This window comes from Hungatella sp. L36 (genome assembly GCF_014288035.1).
Map to the genome: position 1 here is coordinate 26,894 of NZ_JACOPC010000016.1, position 20,968 is coordinate 47,861.

General features: G+C 48.7%; 13 protein-coding genes. 11 read left to right on the top strand and 2 right to left on the bottom strand.

Annotation, left to right across the window (positions count from 1 at the left end; genetic code table 11):
* The first annotated feature begins 18 nt into the window (after positions 1-18).
* From H8S80_RS27410 to H8S80_RS27425, 4 genes are all read left to right on the top strand, one after another.
* Positions 19-1,449 (top strand): family 43 glycosylhydrolase, encoded by a 1,431-nt coding sequence (locus tag H8S80_RS27410; RefSeq protein WP_117621006.1) that lies wholly within the window; start codon positions 19-21, stop codon positions 1,447-1,449.
* Positions 1,450-1,773: 324 nt separating this feature from the next.
* Positions 1,774-3,336, top strand: coding sequence for an ATP-binding cassette domain-containing protein (locus tag H8S80_RS27415; RefSeq protein ID WP_117621005.1), 1,563 nt, complete (start codon positions 1,774-1,776; stop codon positions 3,334-3,336).
* A gap of 191 nt (positions 3,337-3,527) precedes the next feature.
* Positions 3,528-4,313: an aspartate dehydrogenase domain-containing protein gene (locus H8S80_RS27420; RefSeq protein ID WP_117621030.1), complete on the top strand. Its 786-nt coding sequence runs from the start codon at positions 3,528-3,530 to the stop codon at positions 4,311-4,313.
* A gap of 21 nt (positions 4,314-4,334) precedes the next feature.
* Entirely contained in the window at positions 4,335-5,234 is a 900-nt protein-coding gene (locus tag H8S80_RS27425) for an NAD(P)-dependent oxidoreductase (protein WP_117621004.1), read from the top strand.
* Positions 5,235-5,543: 309 nt separating this feature from the next.
* On the opposite strand, the gene H8S80_RS27430 is transcribed toward H8S80_RS27425, so the two are convergent.
* On the bottom strand, positions 5,544-6,992 hold the full coding sequence (locus tag H8S80_RS27430; protein ID WP_243007862.1) for a hypothetical protein: 1,449 nt from the start codon (positions 6,990-6,992) through the stop codon (positions 5,544-5,546).
* Positions 6,993-7,068: 76 nt separating this feature from the next.
* A complete protein-coding gene (locus H8S80_RS27435) occupies positions 7,069-8,007 on the bottom strand; it encodes a GDP-mannose 4,6-dehydratase (RefSeq protein WP_117621002.1) in 939 nt (312 codons plus the stop codon).
* A 641-nt stretch (positions 8,008-8,648) separates the two neighbouring features.
* Between H8S80_RS27435 and H8S80_RS27440 the strand changes: the two genes are divergently transcribed.
* The 7 genes from H8S80_RS27440 (at position 8,649) to H8S80_RS27470 (ending at position 20,909) form a co-directional block, all read left to right on the top strand.
* On the top strand, positions 8,649-9,215 hold the full coding sequence (locus H8S80_RS27440; protein WP_117621001.1) for a signal peptidase I: 567 nt from the start codon (positions 8,649-8,651) through the stop codon (positions 9,213-9,215).
* A gap of 222 nt (positions 9,216-9,437) precedes the next feature.
* Positions 9,438-10,034 (top strand): hypothetical protein, encoded by a 597-nt coding sequence (locus H8S80_RS27445; RefSeq protein ID WP_117621000.1) that lies wholly within the window; start codon positions 9,438-9,440, stop codon positions 10,032-10,034.
* 124 nt (positions 10,035-10,158) lie between these two features.
* Entirely contained in the window at positions 10,159-11,835 is a 1,677-nt protein-coding gene (locus tag H8S80_RS27450) for a carboxypeptidase-like regulatory domain-containing protein (protein ID WP_117620999.1), read from the top strand.
* Positions 11,836-11,899: 64 nt separating this feature from the next.
* Positions 11,900-12,397 (top strand): signal peptidase I, encoded by a 498-nt coding sequence (locus tag H8S80_RS27455; RefSeq protein WP_117620998.1) that lies wholly within the window; start codon positions 11,900-11,902, stop codon positions 12,395-12,397.
* Positions 12,398-12,430: 33 nt separating this feature from the next.
* Positions 12,431-12,991 carry a hypothetical protein gene (locus tag H8S80_RS27460; protein ID WP_051364838.1) on the top strand — a complete coding sequence of 187 codons (561 nt, stop codon included), beginning with the start codon at positions 12,431-12,433 and terminating at the stop codon, positions 12,989-12,991.
* Between the two features lie 16 nt (positions 12,992-13,007).
* A complete protein-coding gene (locus H8S80_RS27465) occupies positions 13,008-13,748 on the top strand; it encodes a hypothetical protein (protein WP_117620997.1) in 741 nt (246 codons plus the stop codon).
* 36 nt (positions 13,749-13,784) lie between these two features.
* Complete coding sequence (locus H8S80_RS27470; protein ID WP_117631045.1) at positions 13,785-20,909, top strand: hypothetical protein; 7,125 nt, start codon at positions 13,785-13,787, stop codon at positions 20,907-20,909.
* Positions 20,910-20,968: the final 59 nt, after the last annotated feature.

Sequence of the window (20,968 nt, forward strand, 5' to 3'; positions counted from 1 at the left end):
AAGGAGAGTATACATACTATGAAGAAACCAGGATTTAACCCATATCTTCCATCATGGGAATACGTACCGGATGGCGAGCCGCACGTCTTTGGCGACCGCGTTTACGTCTACGGCTCCCATGACCATTTTAACGGATACGTCTACTGTCCCGGCGATTACGTCTGCTGGTCGGCCCCTGTCTGCGACCTGACGGACTGGACCTGTGAGGGCGTGATCTACAAACGGACTGACGACCCGGAAAACGGCGACGGTGAAATGTGTCTCTATGCCCCGGACGTCACACAAGGCCCGGACGGAAGGTACTATCTTTACTACGTACTGGACCGTCTCCCCATAGTCTCGGCGGCAGTCTGTGACACGCCTGCCGGAACGTATCGGTTTTACGGATACGTTCACTACCTGGACGGCACACTTCTGGGAAAACGCCCCGGTGACCAGCCTCAGTTTGATCCGGGAGTTCTGACAGAAGGAGAGACCACCTGGCTTTACACCGGATTCTGCAGGAAAAATGATCCGTCACGCATCGGTTCCATGGTATGTGCCTTAGAGCCTGACATGGTCACCGTCAAAGAGGGGCCGGACTTCCTGATCCCCGACGCCTTCCACAGCCAGGGGACCGGCTTTGAAGGCCATGAGTTCTTCGAGGCTTCCTCCATCAGAAAGCGGAACGGTCTTTATTACCTGATCTATTCCTCGATCCTGGGTCACGAACTCTGCTATGCTGTCAGCCGATTCCCCAACCGCGATTTCACATACGGCGGCGTAATCGTGAGCAACAACGATTCCTATATCAGTACCTATAAGCCTGCAGAACGTCCCATGTACTACGGCGGCAATAATCACGGAAGCATCGTAGAAATTCAGGGCCAGTGGTACGTCTTTTACCACCGTCACACCAACGGAACCAATTTCTCCAGACAGGGCTGTATAGAACCGATCACATTCCGCGGCGACGGCTCCATACCGCAGGCTGAGATGACCTCCTGCGGCCCCAACCAGGGCCCTCTCCCGGGAAACGGTACGTACCCGGCATACATCGCCTGCAACCTATACTGCCGGGATGAGTCCGCCTTCACCGCCCTCCCCGGCGACTGGATGGACTGCCGCTTCCCCAAAATCACCCAGGACGGATGCGGCGGTTCCGAAGCACAGGGCTACATAGCCAACCTGCGGGACGGCGCCGCCGCAGGCTTTAAATATTTTTCCTGCGACGCCGTAAAACAAATTTCCGTAACCACCCGCGGCATGGGAAACGGAGCCCTTGAACTCTTAACATCCTGGGACGGAAATCCCCTCGGAGAAATCCCGGTAACCAGCTCTAACGAATGGAAAACCCACAAAGCCGATCTCCGAATCCCGGATGGAGTCCATGCGTTATACTTTCGGTACAGAGGAACAAAAAATATCAGTTTCCACTCGTTTACCCTTTCCGCAGACTCAGGAGTGTAACTTTCCATCACTCCCCCTTGACAAATTCTCCACCCTATCGTATACTGCGGATAGCACCAATTAAAAAAATAAAAACAGGAAAGAAGGTTCTGTCGGAAGATGATGACAAAATAATGACGAAGAAAAGGCTGAGAAACACTGAGGTAACAGGCATGCTCCCCCACGTAAGTGCGGAGATGGTGCCCTGTATTCTATGCCATTTCGTCCGGTCATCAGGGAAAATTCCGTACAGACATGAGTTTGTGCAGGCTTTGTTCTGCGCGCGTTTCCTCATACGTATAGAATCTTTAATCCCTTCCGGACGATTGGCCGGGAGGGATTTTTATGTTACAGATAAAACAATTGACAATAACGCATAAAAAGGATTTCAGAGTCATATTAAAGGATTTCAGCTTTGTGCTGAACCCCGGGGATAAGGTAGTTTTGATCGGGGAAGAGGGAAATGGAAAGAGCACCCTGTTAAAATGGATTTACGATCCCGAACTGATCGAAGGCTATGCGGAGGCGCAGGGCGAACGGATCTGTACGGGAGAGCATCCGGGCTATCTGCCCCAGGAACTGCCAGCGGAGGAGAAAGAAAAGACAGTCTATGAATATTTTTGCGGGGAGGATGCCTTTGGGATGCAGACGCCCAGAGAACTGACCCATCTGGCCGGACAGTTGAAGCTGCCCACGGATTTCTTCTACCGGGACCAGAAGATGAGCACGCTTTCCGGCGGTGAAAAGGTAAAAGCGCAGATGGCACGGCTTCTCATGGCACAGCCCACCGTCCTGCTTCTGGATGAGCCGTCCAATGACATTGACATCGAGACGCTGGAATGGCTGGAAAAGCTGATTCTCGAAGCGGTACAGCCCGTGTTGTTTATCTCCCACGATGAGACGCTGATTGAGCGGACCGCCAATGTGGTAATCCATATCGAACAGCTGAAGCGTAAAACGGAAAGCCACTACAGCATAGCAAAAACCAGCTACCGCCAGTATGCGGCAAACCGTGCGGCGCAGCTGGCCAGTCAGGAACAGCAGGCGTTAAGTGAGCGCAGGGAAGAGAAGAAACGGCAGGAGAAATTCCGCAGAATCGAGCAGGCGGTGGATCACGATTTGAACAGCATAAGCCGTCAGAACCCACACGGCGGATACCTGCTGAAAAAGAAGATGAAAGCGGTGAAATCTCTGGAAAAGAGGTATGAACGGGAGGCTTTAGACAAAACGGAGATACCGGAGACTGAGGATGCGATCTTCTTTAAGCTGGGTGAAAAGGTAAAAATGCCCGCCGGAAAAACCGTTCTGGAATATTCCCTGGACCGGCTCCTTACACCATCCTCGGAAGAAGAGGAACCGCGTCTTCTGGCGGAACATGTATTCCTGCGGATAAAAGGCGGAGAGCGGGTCTGTATTACCGGAAAAAACGGCGCTGGCAAGACGACGCTGCTGAAACAGATGAAGGAGGAGCTTTTAAGCCGGACCGATATCCGGGCCTGTTATATGCCGCAGAATTATGAGGACCTTCTGGAGCTGGACCGGACGCCTGTGGAATTTCTGTCCGTGACCGGTGACAAGGAAGAGACGACACGCATCCGGACGTATCTGGGCTCTATGAAATACACCGTCGATGAAATGAATCATCCGATGTCGGAGCTCTCCGGCGGCCAGAAGGCAAAGGTACTTCTGCTGAAAATGAGCCTGTCAGGGGCCGATGTCCTGATCCTGGATGAGCCGACGCGCAATTTCTCCCCGCTGTCAGGGCCGGTAATCCGAAAGATACTGCGCCAGTACCAGGGAGCCATATTAAGCATTTCTCATGACAGGAAATATATCGAAGAGGTCTGTACTGCCGTTTATCAGCTGACGCCGGAGGGTCTTGTGAAGACGGACGGAGAGGGCGTGTAAGCTCCCTTTACTCGGAACATCTCAGAAAAAGAGAGGTTCCTTGAACTGGAATTTCATGGTATACTGGGCTGGTATGGAAACCGGCCGCGATGGGGAACAGAGGTCGCGGCCGGTTTTTAAAATAAATGAATCGAAGAAACGAAAAAGAAAAAAAGACTGCCGCCCGAGCAGGCGGCCGAAGGGAGTTTATCATGAGCAGATTAAAACTTGGAATCCTGGGTAGTGGGTATCTGGGCGGAATTATTGCAGACGCGTGGAAAAACGGTTATTTGGACGAGTACGAGCTGGTGGGAATCGCGGGCCGTAATGAGGAGAAGACGAAGGCTCTGGCGGAAAAAACAGGATGCAGGCCGTGCGCGGATGTGGACGAGCTTCTGGCGCTGAAACCGGATTACATAGCCGAGGCGGCCTCTGTTGCCGCGGTAAAAGGGATGGCTGTCAAGGCTCTTTGTGCAGGAACCAGCATCATTGTGCTGTCGATCGGCGCATTTGCGGACGCGGATTTCTATGAGGAAGTAAAGCGCACAGCCCTGGAGCATGGGACCAGGGTACATATTGCGTCCGGCGCGGTGGGCGGTTTTGATGTGCTTCGGACGGTTTCTCTGATGGGGGATGCGGTTTCCGGTATTGAGACGAGGAAGGGGCCGAAATCGCTGAAGAATACGCCTCTGTTTGAAGACCATTTGATGACAGACACAGAGGGCACAGAGGTATTCGCGGGCAATGCGAAGGAAGCGATCGCGCTTCTGCCGACCAAGGTCAATGTGGCAGTGGCGGCTTCTCTGGCCACAACAGGTCCGGAACACACGAAGGTAAATATTCACAGCATCCCCGGATTTGTGGGTGATGACCATAAGATCACGGCGGAGATTAAAGGGGTAAAGGCGGTCGTGGATATCTACTCCGACACCAGTGCGATCGCGGGCTGGAGTGTCGTGGCCGTTCTTCGCAATCTGGTATCACCAATCGTATTTTAACGAAATAAGGAGGATGAGGATATGTTTAAGAAATTAGTGGCCATCGAGCCGGTAAGCCTGGTGGAAGAGGCGGAAAAAGAACTGCATCAGTATGCGGAGGAAGTCGTCATGTACGACGGCGTGCCGGCGGATGATGATGAAATTATCAGGAGAATCGGAGACGCGGATGGCGTCCTGCTCAGCTATACATCAAAAATCAACAGCTATGTATTTGAACATTGTCCCGCTGTCCGTTATGTGGGCATGTGCTGCAGCCTGTATTCCAAAGAGAGCGCCAATGTGGACATCGCCTGGGCGGAGGAGCACGGCGTTACCGTGAAAGGAATCCGGGACTATGGCGACAGAGGTGTCGTGGAATACGTGGTCTGCGAGCTGGTGCGTTTTCTTCATGGCTATGACCGTCCCATGTGGAAGGAGATGCCGGTGGAGATCACGGGACTCAAGGTAGGCATGGTGGGAATGGGCGTGTCCGGTGGAATGATCGCCGAGGCCATGAAATTTATGGGCGCCGAGGTTTCCTACTACAGCAGGAGCAGAAAGCCGGCTTACGACGCAGAAGGCATGGTATACCGTCCGCTTACCGAGCTGCTGGAGCAGTCCGAGGTGGTATTTGCCTGCTTAAATAAGAACGTGATTCTCATGCACGAGGAGGAATTCAAGGCGCTGGGCAATGGAAAGATCCTGTTCAACACATCCATCGGACCTGCCTTTGAAGCGGAAGATTTAAAGAACTGGCTGGATGGTGGAGATAACTACTTTGCCTGTGATACGGCCGGAGCCATCGGCGATCCGACGGGAGCGCTTTTAAACCATCCGAGAGTATTCTGCGTCAACTATTCCGCAGGCAGGACGAAACAGGCATTCGGCCTTCTGAGTGAAAAGGTGCTGGACAATATCAAAGAGTATATGGTGAATGCTTAAATCTGGTTGAAGGTTCATAGAGTACCAGGCTAAAACGGACCAAAGCTGAAAATTGAAAAAACGGACAAAATACGGCAAAATGTCCCGAATTGGCAGGATTGTGATATAAAAAGGCAGAAATGGAATAGTGATATATGGGGAATTGAACTATAATGATATATACAGAGAGAACAGGGAAATGGATCCCCTTCCATTTCGTCAGAACGAATTACCAGTCTTTGCAAATAGTTCATTATGAATGGGGGCCAAATGCTTTTGCGTTTGGCCCCCAAACCCCATCCATGGCCTGGATACGGAAGACAGAATCGATTAAACCTGAAGTTCCCGAATCCTTTTTTTTATCTGAGAAATAATCTTGGCTCTGTTCATTCCGCTGTATCCGATCTGCTCAGCCATTTTGTATAAATATTCCTGACAGAGCTGTATCATCTCAGGCTGAGATATTTCCAGGACGGAGACCGGATGATATCCACGCACCAGAAGAACTCTATGGCCATCTTTCACCATAAGCGTACCTTCCTTTTGGGCTCTCGGATTAATAGGCACAAAATGGTAATTATCATAGGTATCTAAAATATCCAGAATATTTTTTAAATGCAGAATGTAAGTTTCAGATGTGTAGTAAAGCGGAGGCGAGTCGACATTAGTATAAGACAGGAGAATAGGGACTTTGCCGCTTTTTACATCTTCTGCACTGGCTAGATACACAAGATCAATAAATACATATGGTTTGCTGCTGCCTTTAGAAAGGGCTAATTCCTGAAGATAGAGATTACCGAGTTTCAACAGGTCGGGATGTGCCTGCTTTTCCGTACAGTAGGCCATCAGCTCGGGAGGCGCCGTTTCTGCGGAAAGAGAGGGCAGCTTTTGAATGCGGTCCCCATCAAATGATAAAAAACTGGTAAAACAGTACATTAGTCCCTGAGACTCCGTATATATAATCTGCATAGGGCGGCAAAGGGATATATAGTCCTGAAACTGAGAGGCATAGGCCAGAGTCAGCCTCGTGTCCGTAGTCAGCATGGTCTCGGTGCTGATGGTTTGATGCGCGGCGGAGTTTGAAGTCATAGTGATTTCTCCGGGCACGACGATGAGGGTACGCCGATGCAGACTGTCCCGCAGCCGGGGATAGAAATATGCGGTTACCTGGAAGGTCATATAGAGAGGAAGCCAGCGGGTTAATGACTCAAATGCCAGGTTGGAAGGCGCAGCAGGAGGTACAATCTGTAAAATTTTAAACCCTCTGTGCAAAAGATTTAACCCCCAGGCCTGAAGGCTGCGGGAAAATTCTATATCTTCAGAAATCCAGTCATCGGCTTCATCCGACAGGATGTAAATCGTACACGGTTTTTCCATCGACAGTAAATGCTGATAAACCGTGCGCGTGGCGGATCGTTTTCCGTCATTGCCATAATAGACGGCATTATCAATGTTTAGCCTGAATGGATCCTCTGGGATACCTGCGTCCGGATCTCCAAAGGTGAGCGACTCGAAGGTCCGGATAAAACGGCCGACTTCAGCGGATTCACCGCAGAGCCAATAATAGAGGATCTCAGACAGCTGATCCTTTTTCAGAGTAAGCGCCTGCTTGATACCGAGCATTCCGGAAAGGGCCTGACGCTGATATTCCGTGTTGCACCGTTTTGCGAAGTAGGAGGACATGGCTTTAATAAGATCGCGGTTGCGCGGAATTCCTCTGGCTCCGGTACGCAGACGGCTGATCTGTGAGGGGTCCACCTGAATTTCATGTGCCAGCATTCGATTTGTAACTTGTGTGAGATTTTGTAAAAATATAAGTTTTTCATAGAATTGCATAAAATTCCTCGCTTTAGTCTCAATTCTGCTGAGTCATGTACCAGAGGATCGTCTTCCTGAGACCCGTTTCAAAATCATAGGAGGGGACCCAGCCTAGCGCCTGCGTGATCTTTGAAGTATCCAGTACAGATTGTCTTTTATGATTCCCATTATCTTTAGAACAGTAGACAAGATCTTCCGGTTTGTTCAGAATCCTTACTATTGTCTTAACGGCTTCGGTCTTCGTCAGCATACTCTCACTGGCGATATGATAGATCTCACCGTCTTTCCCCTCATTGATAATCAGATCGAGGGCACGGCAGTGATCCGCTACATAGAGCCAGCCGTTTATGGTTTCTCCGTCTGTTTCTGGAATTATCGTTTCTTCAGCCAGTGCTTTCCTGACAACTGTAAAAGGGAATTCATTCTGGCTGCAATAAGGCCCATAGTTTTTGGAACATCGTGAAATAGTAACTGGAAGACCGTCGAATCTGTGGTACATCCGGGCGGTCAGATCCGCGTCCGTCATCACTGGAGAGAATGCGTCTGACACAGCGATGGGAGTTTCTTCTGTAAAAATGTGAGGGGTATGATAAGGCGGACGTGTGCCATAGATTTTTTCTGATGATACGTGATGATACCGTCTGATGCCACAGGTGCGGCAGGCATCGAGAAGATTTATGGCTGCTGTCTCCGATTTTTCTGCGTATGAATCCATTCCACAGGGGTCTCTTTGTTCCTGTGCAAAGTTGATGATAATATCGGGTTTTACCGTATCAAGCAGATGAAAAACTGCCTCCCGGTTGGTCAAATTCCATCTCATAAACTGATAGTTAGCCATATCTTCCATCGATCTTAATTTCTGCTTATCCTCGTAAATATCCAGGTTAATAATCTGATTTTCCGGGTATTTGCCGGCCATATACTGAACAAAATGACTGCCCATAAAACCCGAGCCGCCAGCAATTATTACTTTCATATGTAACCCTCCGTTTTATCTGATCGTAGACCGCCTAACTGTGGATGCAATTCATGGTATATCAAAAGAGTACAATTCAAGGAAAATGGCATATGTGTAATTTCTCTTCTTTGCAAAGAATACTTCATTTAAATGTAAATGACAAGATAATGGAAGATATTGGCAATGCCATTTATTTGGCATCAAAAATGCCAGAATACCACCTGGATAAACCTTCATGATACTTTAGTTAGTCCGAACTGTATTTTCCGATAAATAGAAAATGGCATCATTATTGCCACATAAATGGCATTGCCAAAACGGTGTAAAATCTTGTTATTTCCAGTAAAAAGAAGTATTCTAAAAACATAAGAAAATGTTAGAAGCGGCGGGAAATATCCCTTGAAGAATAAGTCGAAGGAATGCCAGCCAGTTGCCTGTAGATAGAAAGTCAGCTGTGTAGTATGAGGCTGGCTTTTATTTTATGTAATAGGAAAGTATACAGGGGAGACAGAAACGATGAACATACGCTTAAAGCGTACATTTGCGAGCGCCTTTCAATCCAGTCTGCCCGAAGCTGAATACAAGAGCCAAAAGGAGAATTTCATGAGCGTAGAAAGACCTCCACGATAGTTTCTACGGTAACAGGGGCGGTACTGTGTGTGCTGCTCATTCCTGTTATTATCATCAATCTGATATTAATTGTCGGAAGTTATAGGAATCCTGATGAGCTTCCCGGTGTTTTTGGCATCAAGCCTGCCGTGGTGTTATCCGGTTCCATGGAACCGGTGATTCGGGTTGGCGATATGATTTTTATACACAATACGGATACGGATCTGCTGAAAGAAGGGGACGTTATCTGTTACCTCTCCTCCGGAAAGGCGATCACGCACCGTATCGCAGGCGTGACTGCAGGTGAGGAGGGGGAGGTAAGATATGTAACCCGGGGCGATGCCAATAATACAGAAGACCGGCTGCCAGTGACTGCGGATCAGATACAGGGCATCTGGAAGGGCGGAAGAATCGGGGGCCTGGGCAGCATGATCCTGTTTATGCAGACTACCACAGGGATGATCCTCTTTATTATTTGCCCCCTGCTTCTTTTCCTTCTCTGGGATATCTGGCGGAGGCGCCGGGCTGACCAGGAGGAGGCGTCCCATACCGCGCAGCTGGAGGCGGAGCTTGCGGCCCTGAAAGCGGAACGTGAGAGTAAGGAACGAAAACCATGAAGCTTAAGGCATGATACTTTCGTGTATGTAACGAAAGGTAAGAAGATAAGTTGTATGCACTGGCTCTTGCTCTATGGGCACGGCGTAGGAGAGCCATACAGAACCGGGTATGGGAGTGCCCGGGATAAATCTTAATGTCACAGGCACAGGGAACCGTACCTTGACGATGTTCTGTTATCAGCTAAGCGGTTCCCTATTATATGGAAAGCGAGGAGATTAAGTATGAAGAAGAGATCGTATGTTTCCTGTCTTGGCGCTTTGGCAGTGGCAATGACACTTGTGACTACCAGCCTGACGGGCGGGACGATGGCTAAGTATGCTACGGAGGTTACCGGGAGCGCCACGGCTACGGTGGCGGCTTGGAGTTTTAAAGCGAATGGCCAAGAGGCAACAATGACGGGGATTGATTTGGGGAGTACTGCAAACAGGGCCAGTTATAACGAAGGTACTATTAAAGAGGGTGTGATTGCACCTGGGACAAAAGGCTCTTTTGAGATTGTGGTTGATGGAACTGGCAGTGAGGTGGGAATTGATTGCAGCATTATAATCAGTAAAGATGGTGCAAATGGAATTCCAGATGGATTTATTTTTAAGGTGGATGGTACTTCATATACGTTGGGTGAGAGTATTACAAAAAAAATTGACTATGATGGAGCGGCAGATGCTATGAAAAAACCAATTACCGTGACTTGGGAATGGCCAAATGGAAATGCCACAGCAAGCGACAACGATAATGCTTATAACGATAAAGATTTAACATTAAAAATTACTGTCACCGGTACACAGCAAACTCCAACCTCAACTACTGAAAATCCATAAAAATCACTACCCCCTGTGCCGGGGTATTTCTGCGAGGGCCTTCAGCCCTCGGCAAAGAATATGGGTGACCGTATTTTTTGCCATAGGCTGAATGCACTATTTTCCCTAAAGGAGGATTCACGCCATGGAACAACAGAAAAAAACGGGATCTGAGGTAAAAAGACGGGATAACAGCAGAATATGGCTGGTGCTGATCCTGCTGTTGTTTTTTATTACACTGATAACCTCCAGTCTGGTGGGATACATATTAGGCAGCAATGCCGGACCGTCTTCTATGGGACAGCTGATCGATACGATCTTACTGACGCCGGAGAGTACGGACAGCCGTACAATGATTCATCTCTCCGGTATTGTGGCATACACGGATGGCACACCGGCAGCAGGGCGGCGTCTCGAACTGCACAGTGATCCGATTACAACCGTATCAGACTCAAAAGGCGGTTTTTTATTTCCCAATGTACCGCAGGGAGAGCATACCATATCCATTCTCACCGATGAGGGAGAAGTACAGGTACAGAGAAAGATCAATATCCAGTATGACAGCAGGAAAGAGAAAGACGTGTCCATCCAATTGACGGAAAATGGAGCATATGCGATTGAACTATCCATTGATGTACGAGTGCTGGAAGTAGTAATTGAGCTGGATCAGGAGAGTATGAGGATTGATTCAGAAAGCTTTACCTTCTCCACTCGTGACGGAGACGTTGTCACACCCACGGGAAGCGCAAATGTCAGAGATGGTGTGATCGTGACTCCGGGAGGCAACGTGCATCTGCCCGATGGGAACGTAGTATTTCCGGGAGGTAAGACGGATGACACCGCCTATATTATACTCTCAGATGACACTGTGATAGAAAAACAGCCGATAGCGTCCGGTGATATTAAGGTGGACGCCGATGGAGCGGTAAGTCTGCCTGACGGAACAGTGATTGAGCCTGGAGGAAAGATTATAAATCCGGATGGAACTGCAGAGCTTCCGGGTGCATCGGGCGTCGTTGTTGGAGACGGAATTGTCAGTCCTATCGGCAGCGGAACTTCGAAGCAGCCGGAAACGGAAAGTGAGGCTGGAAGTGATACGTCTGCCCCATCCTCCGAAGAAATTGGGAGACCGGGAGCGTCAGACCGTTTTCCGGAAATTTCAGAATCTCCGGAAGAATCTTCTTCGAAAAATAGCGCTGGTCAGTCAGATACGGAAGAACAGGAGAATCCAACAGGACCCACTTTCCCGGCAGACCAGGTAATGCCATCAAAGCCATCCGGTTCCGGGAACTCATCTGATTCGGATCGTGATTCTGTAAAACCTGAGAAGCCGGAAGAACCGACGCAGCCTGATGGAGGAGTTCTTGATGTTTCCGGGCAGACAACAGATGGATCTTATGCGCAGTGGACGCAGAACTGTACCATTGATTTATTTTCCAACCGCACCGGCGGAGAGCAGAACAAAATTGCACCGGGATCTTCCGGATACTACTTATTCCGGCTGCAGAACACGCGGCGTACTTCGCTGAACGCAACGGTAACCATGTCAGAAGGAGATGGACTTCATCTTCCGCTTTCCTTCACGCTGACCCCACTGGATAACGCTGGAAATAAGCAGACGAAGCGGTCGGTTTCCGGTACTCTGCAAAGGAACGGCACAGATCTGAGGTTAAACACGGAAATATACGCTGAATCGAGTGAACTATACCGGTTGGACTGGATCTGGCCGCCGGAAGGAAATGACAGCGAGGATACCCGTATCGGCAGCGGTACGGAACATACCTATATACTGAATATGAAAATTCATGCGGAGGAAAGCTGACGACACGTCTGCGGCAGGCGCAGAGCTTAGCTGAGATGCAGAGACTGGCAGCAGAAGGAACATTTTGAGAAAACTGAGTAAAAACGTTGTTTTAATCCTGATGGTCATTGTCATTATAATCAATGCCTGGCAGTTATTTTCAAATATGATGTGGAAGGATCAATTACCGGCCATCTTCGGATATTCCCAGGTTATTGTTCTGACGGGCAGCATGGAACCAGTCATATCGGCAGGGGATCTTCTGATTATCCATCAGGAGGAACTGTATCAGGAAGGGGATATTATCAGCTATTGGGATAACGGCAGCCTGATTACACACCGTTTTATTGAAAATACAGCGGATGGCATTATTACGAAGGGCGATTATAACAATGTGGCTGACCGTGTTCCGGTACAGACGGACCAGATTGCAGGCCGTGTGATCGTTGTTATTCCGGGTATTGGAAACATTTTCATGTTCTTTCGCACAGTTCCCGGCAGGCTTCTCATATTACTGGCCGTGGTATTGTTCGTATGCTTTCCCGGTCAGACGGTTCGAAAGTCTAAGAGAAATGAGCACTGAATAAGCAGAAATACCATAGGCAGGAAGGATACTATGAAAATGAAAAAACACCTGACAAGAGCCAGAATCATAGGATATATCTTACTGTTTTGTGCAGTCACAATGACGATACTGCCAAGTACCCTTGCCAGATACAGAACCCGGATAGAGGGCGGAGCTGTGGCGTCTGTGGCATTGTGGGGAAGCGGCAGCAGCGAATTTCAGATCGATATAAATGGGATGAAGCCGGGAAATGACTCGGCACAGCAATATGAGTTCGTTGTTACCAACACAAAAGAGGGCCAGATTAGTGAGGTAGGGCAGAACTATTCAATTACGGTCGAAACTACAGACAATCTGCCATTGAAATTTACGCTTTCTGCAAAAGAGGAATCAGGGAGCAGCGGATTGGGAAATACAGTGAATACTGGAATATTGAGCTTCTCGGATGGGAAAGCCGTCTTGGAAGGCGGCTTTCTTCCTCATTCCGTAGAAACTAAACATACTTATGTATTAACCGTTTTGCTGCCCGTGAGCAATGCAGAATATGCCGATGAGATAGACCTGATAACAGTGACCGTTCAGGCAGAACAGACGACCCCGGTCAGTCCGTAATGAGGAGACAAAGGTTATGAATAAAAATAAAAAAAGCCGGCGTCTGCTGCGGTTTCTTCCAGGGATAGTTCTGTTGACCGTACTGGCAGCTGGAGTGAGTGTCACTGCGGCGCGTTACGTGTCCAGGAAAGAACAGAGCGGAATCATTGCGCCCCAGGAATTCTATTTTACAAGCGATCTTCTGAAGGAAGAGGCGGAGGATGTGAAATATTATATCGATCCGGATAGAGCAAACTTCACGGTGCAATTGTTTAATTACGCAGATGCTCAAAGAATAACCCAGACAGAGATCCCATATGAGATAGAGGTAACAAATGGAAGTGCGTCGCCTGAATCCGGTAAGCTTTCAGCCGGGTCACAGACTACAGCAGAGATTACCGTGACGCCGGTTAAGAATGACCAGGTGACAACCGTAACCGTAAAATCGATGTCCCCATATGAAAAAACGTTAAAAGCCGTTTTTGAAAAAGGTCTGGGGAATCAATATACGGTGGAGGATCATGAGGGCAACGCCGCCGCAGTACTGACAATGATCTGTGCCGATTCGTCAAGAGATATTAAAATTCAGATATTGTCAGATCAAATTACGGTGAATCAGGCCGACGACAGGGTGAAATTAAATGGCAGTGAATTTATCTATACATCACCGGGGCTCGGGGTGTATTCTCTGATTCTGCTGAAGTCAGATACCAGCCTGAATCTTACCGCAGGCGGTCAGTTTGCAGATTCTATCACGATTGGCGGGATAAGCGAGTAAAGGCTTCCTGTTATTCATAAAGTCGGAGGTATAACTATGGACACAAAACAGATACGAAACAGAAGGAACAGGCGGAGATATCACCGGCAGCGGTGGATTGCTGCTAGTCTGATCGTCTGTCTTATGCTGACTAATTTGAGTTTTGAGTCTATACTTGCCTATGCAACAGAGGGCAGAACAGTAAAATTCCATGTGGGTGAGAGTGTGACCGCTGAATTGGAAGACGGTGTTCTGACATTAAAGGGTACCGGTGATACAAACGATTTTACCAAGGAAAATGCACCATTTCTGGAGTATGCAAAAGAGATTCACACTCTGATGATAGAAGATGGCATTACCTATATCGGTTCCTGTTTGTTTTATGATCTGGGCGGTCTGAAAGGAGAATTGAGGCTTCCGGAGAGTCTCATGGGGATTGGTGATTATGCGTTCTCAGGCAGAGACGCAGAACACGCTCCCCGATTTTCTGTTGTGATCAATGAATTTGATGGCGGGGAAATTGTCAGCCGTGATTGGGAATTTCTAGATAAAGAACAGAAGGCGACACCTTCCAATGCTGCGAAAAAATCAAGTCCGAGCAATGCATATAGTGAGAATACGCCACCGGCTTTGAATGCAGGGATTATACCCCATATCCAGGCGCTGTTGTGCGAAGGTGCGGTAACGGCAGGGACAAATGACGATGATTCCAGGACGGAAAGTGGTATTGGAACGAAAACGGAATCTGGAGCGGAAAGTAGTATCAGAGCGGAAATAGAATCTGAAGCAGGAAATGGTACCGGAAGAAAACTGGAAACGGGAGCAGAAGATGGTATCGGAACGTCCCCGGAAACGAGAGCAGAAAATGGAACCGGAACACCCCAGGAAACGGGAGCAGAAAATAGAACCGGAACCCCCTCGGAAACGGGAGCAGAAAATGGAACCGGAACACCCCCGGAAACGGAAGCAGAAAATGGAGCCGGAACACCCCGAGAAACCAAACCAGAAAATGGAACCGTAAAACCCCGAGAAACCAAACCAGAAAATGGAACCGTAACACCCCCAGAAACCAAACCAGAAAATGGTACTGGAACACCCCCAGATACCAAACCAGAAAATGGAACCGTAACACCCCCAGAAACCAAACCAAAAAGTGCTGCCGGAACACCCCCAGAAACCGGAACAGAAAGTGATACAGAAACACCCCCGAAAACCGAAGCAGAAAATAGTACAGCAACGAATACCGAAGCCGGAGCAGAAAACAGTACCGAAACAGACACCGAAGCGGAGACTGGAACCGCTGTGGAAACAGAGACCGGTGCAGAAACAGTGCCAGGAGTAGAAAATGGAGGAGCCGCAGCAACGGATTCCGCCACAGACAGGGGTAGAAAGAAGATCAAAAATCCCTTGGAGGATGAAGCGGAATACGCGATAGAGTACATAATGGAACAACAGATCGAAAACCCGGAAACCATATTTTATGAGGATCAGAGAGGTTTTGTGATTTGTTCTCAGGATAATCAGACTTTCATCGATGCGGCGGAATATGCCGGATACGAAGTGGCGGACGGGCTTGTTACGGCTGCTTTGGATGATAAGGCAGAGATGGAACTGCCGGTCCGGGATGAACAGATTCTTCTGCCGGAATGTCCGGAAGAGATCAGTCTGCTCCATGAGGATAACGAATTTTACCAGGAGACGTTTAAAGGCTGGACTTTAGAAGGGGAGGAACCTGGCCTGGTGAGAACTCCCGGGGAGACCATTTCTTCGGTGGAGGGCGAGTATCTGAGCTTGTACTCGGTATGGGAAAAGGCCGAAAACTATCATTTCCGCGTGGAAGCGAAACGGGAAGGGAACACGGCAGTGTATACCGTGATCGATAACAGCACCGGGGAGATACCGGAAAATCCGGATGAATTTATGTACCGGTACCAGTGGCAGGTTACTGATCGTGCCGGGGATATAGAACAGCAGGAAGGAAAGAAGATCACAATCATGCACGCTGCCCATTCGGCTACCCCATCGGAAGCCGTTGGCAGTGACATGGAGACGGAAAGCGGCTGGACGGAGCTTCAGGGGGCCGATACTCCAAGATATGAGAGAGAGCTTGAAGAAAATCGTGTTGATTTATATTACCGGTGTGTGATCACTCCTGTGAAACTGACACGTTCGCGTTCCGCTTCTGAGGCGGTTGTACTGTATTCTGACGCAGTGGCTGCGGTAGAGGATATCAATATAATTTATGTAGATCAGTTAAATGGTAATGACATCAATTCCGGAAAATCCAGCGATCAGGCCGTTCAGACGTTGGAAATGGCGGCGTCACGGCTAAATAAGAGGGAAGCCGGAGGAACAGCTGAAAGTAACCAGATTATATTGACACAAAATTATACCTATAAAGGAAATAGTTCGGTGTCTGAGCAAAATAAATGGAAGTGGCATTTTTTATCAGATAATGCAGTCCCAGTCACAATTAAAGGTATCAATGATAAAATAGAATTATCGAATCACGCAAACAGTGCAAACAATGATTTTTACCAGTACGAGGAAATTATCTTTGATTCTGTTAAACTGTTGAACCTGGATCATATGTACTGTAACGGACACAATATTCGGATTAACAGCAGTGTTACAACTGGTTCAAATCTCTATTTGTATGGATCCGGACAGAATGACATCACTGAAAATGTGGGAACAATCAGTGTATACGCCGGAAAAATTACAAGAATTGTAGGTTATATAAGAAGTAAGCCCTCTGTCGATGTTAAGCAGAAGAAAGCCGTTATTACGGTAGGGGGAAGTGCAGATGTAGCGACTATTATTGCAGGCAGCGCCAGTGGAGAAATAAAAAATGCAGATGTGGAAATCAACATAGAAGGGGGAAATGTAGATAAACTGGTCGGTGGCTGTCAGGGATACAGTGAGGCCAAATCTCCGTATTCCGGAACTACGGTCCTTAATATTTCAGGCGGAACGGTCAAAAGCATCTATGGGGCAGGATCGGGCAGGAATAAAAGCATTCCGACATTTTCCGGTGAGCTGGATATCAATATAACGGGGGGCAGCGTGGGTAATGTATACGGCTCCGGTTCTGCAGCCTATGTTACCAGCAGCGGGAGTGAAATATCAAAAGTAAGAATTACTGCTTCCGGAGGCGTCGTAGGAAATATCTTTGCAGCAGGTATTGGCGGGGAAGCCAGTGTTTCTGCAGAAAATGAGGCCAATCAGACGTTAGCTAAAGATTTTGGAAGCTTGACAGGTGACGTAACAATTACAATTAAAGACAATGCAGAGATAACAGGAGATGTTTATACGAGCGGAAGCGGACATGACACAACGGGGACGCCCGGATATGATATCACCCAGAATGCATATTTGAAAGGAAACGTGACCTTGAATATCTCCGGGGGAGCGATTCAGGGAAATGTCTACGGAGGCGGTAAAGGAATCAGCCGGTCTGGATTCGATGACTGTGCCCGAATTGAAGAAGGCTCTACGGTCAATTTTCAGATAAGTGGCGGCAGCATAAAGGGAAATGTCTACGGAGGCGGAAAAAATGCGAAGGTCAAAGGAAGAACCATCATATCCATTTCCGGCGGAACGATTCAGGGAAACGTCTATGGCGGAGGAGAAAAGGCTGAGATAAGCGGCTCCACGTCAATAACTATAACCAATGGGATCATCGTGAGTAATCTCTATGGAGGAGGAAGTGAAGGTCTGGTTCGGGGAGATGCCTCCGTATCCATCACTGGCGGAACGATTCAGGGAAACGTCTATGGCGGCGGCAGTGAAGGGCTGGTTCAGGGAAAAACCAACATTAAAATAGAAGATGGAACCATTAACGGTTCTGTTTATGGTGGCGCGCTTGGCAAGGCTGGCGAGCGCTATGTCTTAGGCGGCTCCACCGTCAACCTGACGGGCGGCTGGATACGCGGCAATTTATACGGCGGCAGTGAATTCAGCAATGACGGGCCGGAAGAAGGCGACCCTGAAGATTTGATTTTCCTTAATTTTGTCGGAGGCAAGGTCAGCGGCAAGGTATTCGGCGGCGGCTACCAGGGGATTACGAATGGATCGACTCATGTGCATATAGGGGTGGAGGCGATAGGAGCATGCCAGCACTATAAGGATAATCCGGGTGAAAAGCCTGATTTGAAGGCCTCCGATCTGTCTGTGGAAAGCTCTGTATATGCCGGCGGTGATTTTGGCGGAGATACTCCGGATTACACAACCATAACTGTAAAGGGCTTTTCACATATTTATATAGACGGAGAGGGGTATGACTTCGGCGGAGATCAGGGCGGCAGTAAAATGAGTATATCAGGCGGAGTATTTGGCAGCGGAGCCTCCTGTGACGCCGGTTCCGTCAGACTGGTGACCGTGGCTAATTATGGCAGAAAGCTTACGGACGCTGACGGGAATCTGGACAGTGTCAGCAGCACTCTTACATCGATCCAGAGGGCAGACCAGGTTCGCCTCATCAATTCTCATGTCCATTTATCCGGACAGTCGGATGCGGCCAATAGTAATCAGACGGCATTGTATTCTTTAAACCGGATTGGAGATCTGGAAAAGCCGGAGGAAGATCAGAAGAAGCTGGGCGTATTGGGAAACAGTCTGGTGCTGGCAGACGGAAGTACGCTGGTTCTGGATTCCGCTTCCATCGAACTGGCTAATTATAAGAGTGTTCAGATTACGGAGGCGGGAATAAAGGAAGTGAAGTACGAGGAGCTTTCCAGTGTTTCCAATACAATTATGCTGACAACCGGTACCGTATTCCTTGTCTCTCATAAATCAGCGGCCGATTCCACGACGGAAACGTATGGGGCGGTTAATGGGTATTCCTACCTGCTTGCAGAGGAGACCGCGAAAGCCTATGCCTACGCCCGGATTAAGAACGATGATGCTAATCCGGACGACGGAGGTTTTGCCGTACCCAATCAGGCCGGAGAACTGGGGTATACAAATGTCATTGACCAGGGCTTCCGCTTCTGGCAGGTGGCTGGGGCCAATGCCAGCGCTGTGCGGGAAACCGTACTGACCGCGCAAAAGCTGGAAGATGGGCCGGCGGATGGGTTCTCTGTTGCATCAGGCACGGTCGAACTGCCTCCTGCGGAGCATGAATCAGTCTATAAAATCAGCAGTATCACGATACCAGCCGCAGTTAAGCTTGCAGATACCGCAAAGGATAAGGAGGGAAATTGGATTAAGTCTGACGAGTCTATTGACGGTGACACTGAGAAAAATAAGATTAAGGCAGACCCGCTGAACAGTTTTGGTCTGAGCATAGGCACAGACATCGGACTTATTTCAGCTGCGGATCATATCATTTCACCCAATACGGCCAGTTCGGGTTCATCCTATACGATTATCGGAAAAAGCTCAGACTCTGTCAGTCAGGGAAAGGTACCTAAGATTACGCTGTACCTGACCTATGATAACGACGGAATCACCAAGAGCCAGGACTTGGGGACTGTGACTGCCGAGATCGAACGTTACGAGGGAAATGTAAAAAAAGAGACGACCACCCTGAATATAGAAATAGTCACGAAGGCGGCTGCGCTGTCCGATCAGAGTGTGGAACTCTACGCGACACAGAGCGGCAATTACACGGGGAAGCTGGTGATACCGGCCGGAATGAGCAGAACGTTGGATTTAACAGGTGTGAAGACCGACTTTAAGGGAACAACCACATTATGCAGCTATCATTCTGAAACGAAGCTTACAGGGTACAACATCGCAGTCGCCATGCAGCCTGTCCAGAGTCAGGGATGGCACAGCGCGGACCTGATGGCAGAAAGTTATGATCTGAGCGGTTATATGGAAGCGGATTCCGTGAGAATTGGATCAACCGACAGCCGGTATGAAGCGGCCATAGAATTTACCCTTTACAACGCGCCCGGATTTACGGCAAAGAACGATATTGATGTGGTGGCTTTAAGTCTGCAGGATGGAAGCGGCGTGACGGTTACCATTGAACTGAATGTCCGCTGGGAAGAATCAGCGGTTTCCGAAATAAAGACAGCCGGTGGAAAACAGTATAATGGTTTCGAGGCAGCAGAAAATATTATGATCTCTCCTAAAAGTTCGTTGACGGCATCGTTTATACTCAGAAAGCCATACAATGCTGCGGATCTGTGGCTCGAACTGCAGAAGTCGGGAAAAAGGATCCCGATCCCGGCGGGAACGAAATTGACTCTGACAGAACAGGGAAAACCATTTTTTATATACCGTGTGACGGGAAATGAGCAGGACGAAAAGATTAAGCTGGATGATTTCGAGAAGATGTGGGCCGGCAGTAAACTGACTGGTGAGACAGGCAGCAATCCGGTTACTGTTATCATGGAATTTGACTCATCGGACGGGATAACCGCAGATGAGTACAGCCTTCGTCTCCGCAATGAAGAGAGCGCAGATTCCATAGGAGCCGGTTTTACGGTGAATAATTCGTCCGTGTCTTTAGCCGTAAGCGGGGGCGATGGTCTTTCCCGCGGTGAGCATACGTTTCAGCTGGAGGTGGCGCTTAGAAACGATACCCGTATGCTGGATGGGGCGGCTGTGGTAATGCAGCCTGAGGACGGAACCGTTTTCCCGGACGGGACGGTATTCACCGTCGGAGAAAAGAATTACTATCCGGTTGGCGGCAGGGTTTATCTGCCCATCAGCCTGAGCGATCTGGAGAAGGGAAGCTTTCCGGTTACCATGAACACCACAGATACCGTTGGATTACCTCCGGGCGAAAACCGCGTATCGGTACAGCTTTTTTCAACAGGAGTGAACTCCGGCGGAGCGGCAATCACCTCTGCCGTAACCGATTATACGGTAGAAGAAAATCCAGAATATGGATTGAAGATTTTTACCCATGAGGGGAAGCGGCTATTTTCTCCTGGATCAGAAGTGATAGTTTATGCAGATTATATTATTAAAAATGCAGCAGAAGGAATTGCGGTACAGGTTGAGTTTTACAAAAAGGAGAATGGCTCTTACGTGAAAATGGACGACTGGAATGTAAGCAGCAGCGGACTGCCTGTCGGCGGACTTCCGCAATATACAGGCACCCAGACATTCCATATCAATGTGCCTGACGCAGATCAAATGACTCCGGGTACTTACCGTCTGGTCTTTATCCTTGGAGACAGGAGCGTTCCGTATAATATCATTGTCCGGCAGAGCGGGCAGTAAAAGAAATCTGATTATCCGGTCAGTCCGGCAGTGAGTTTGAAAAACCGCAGCTATCCCGC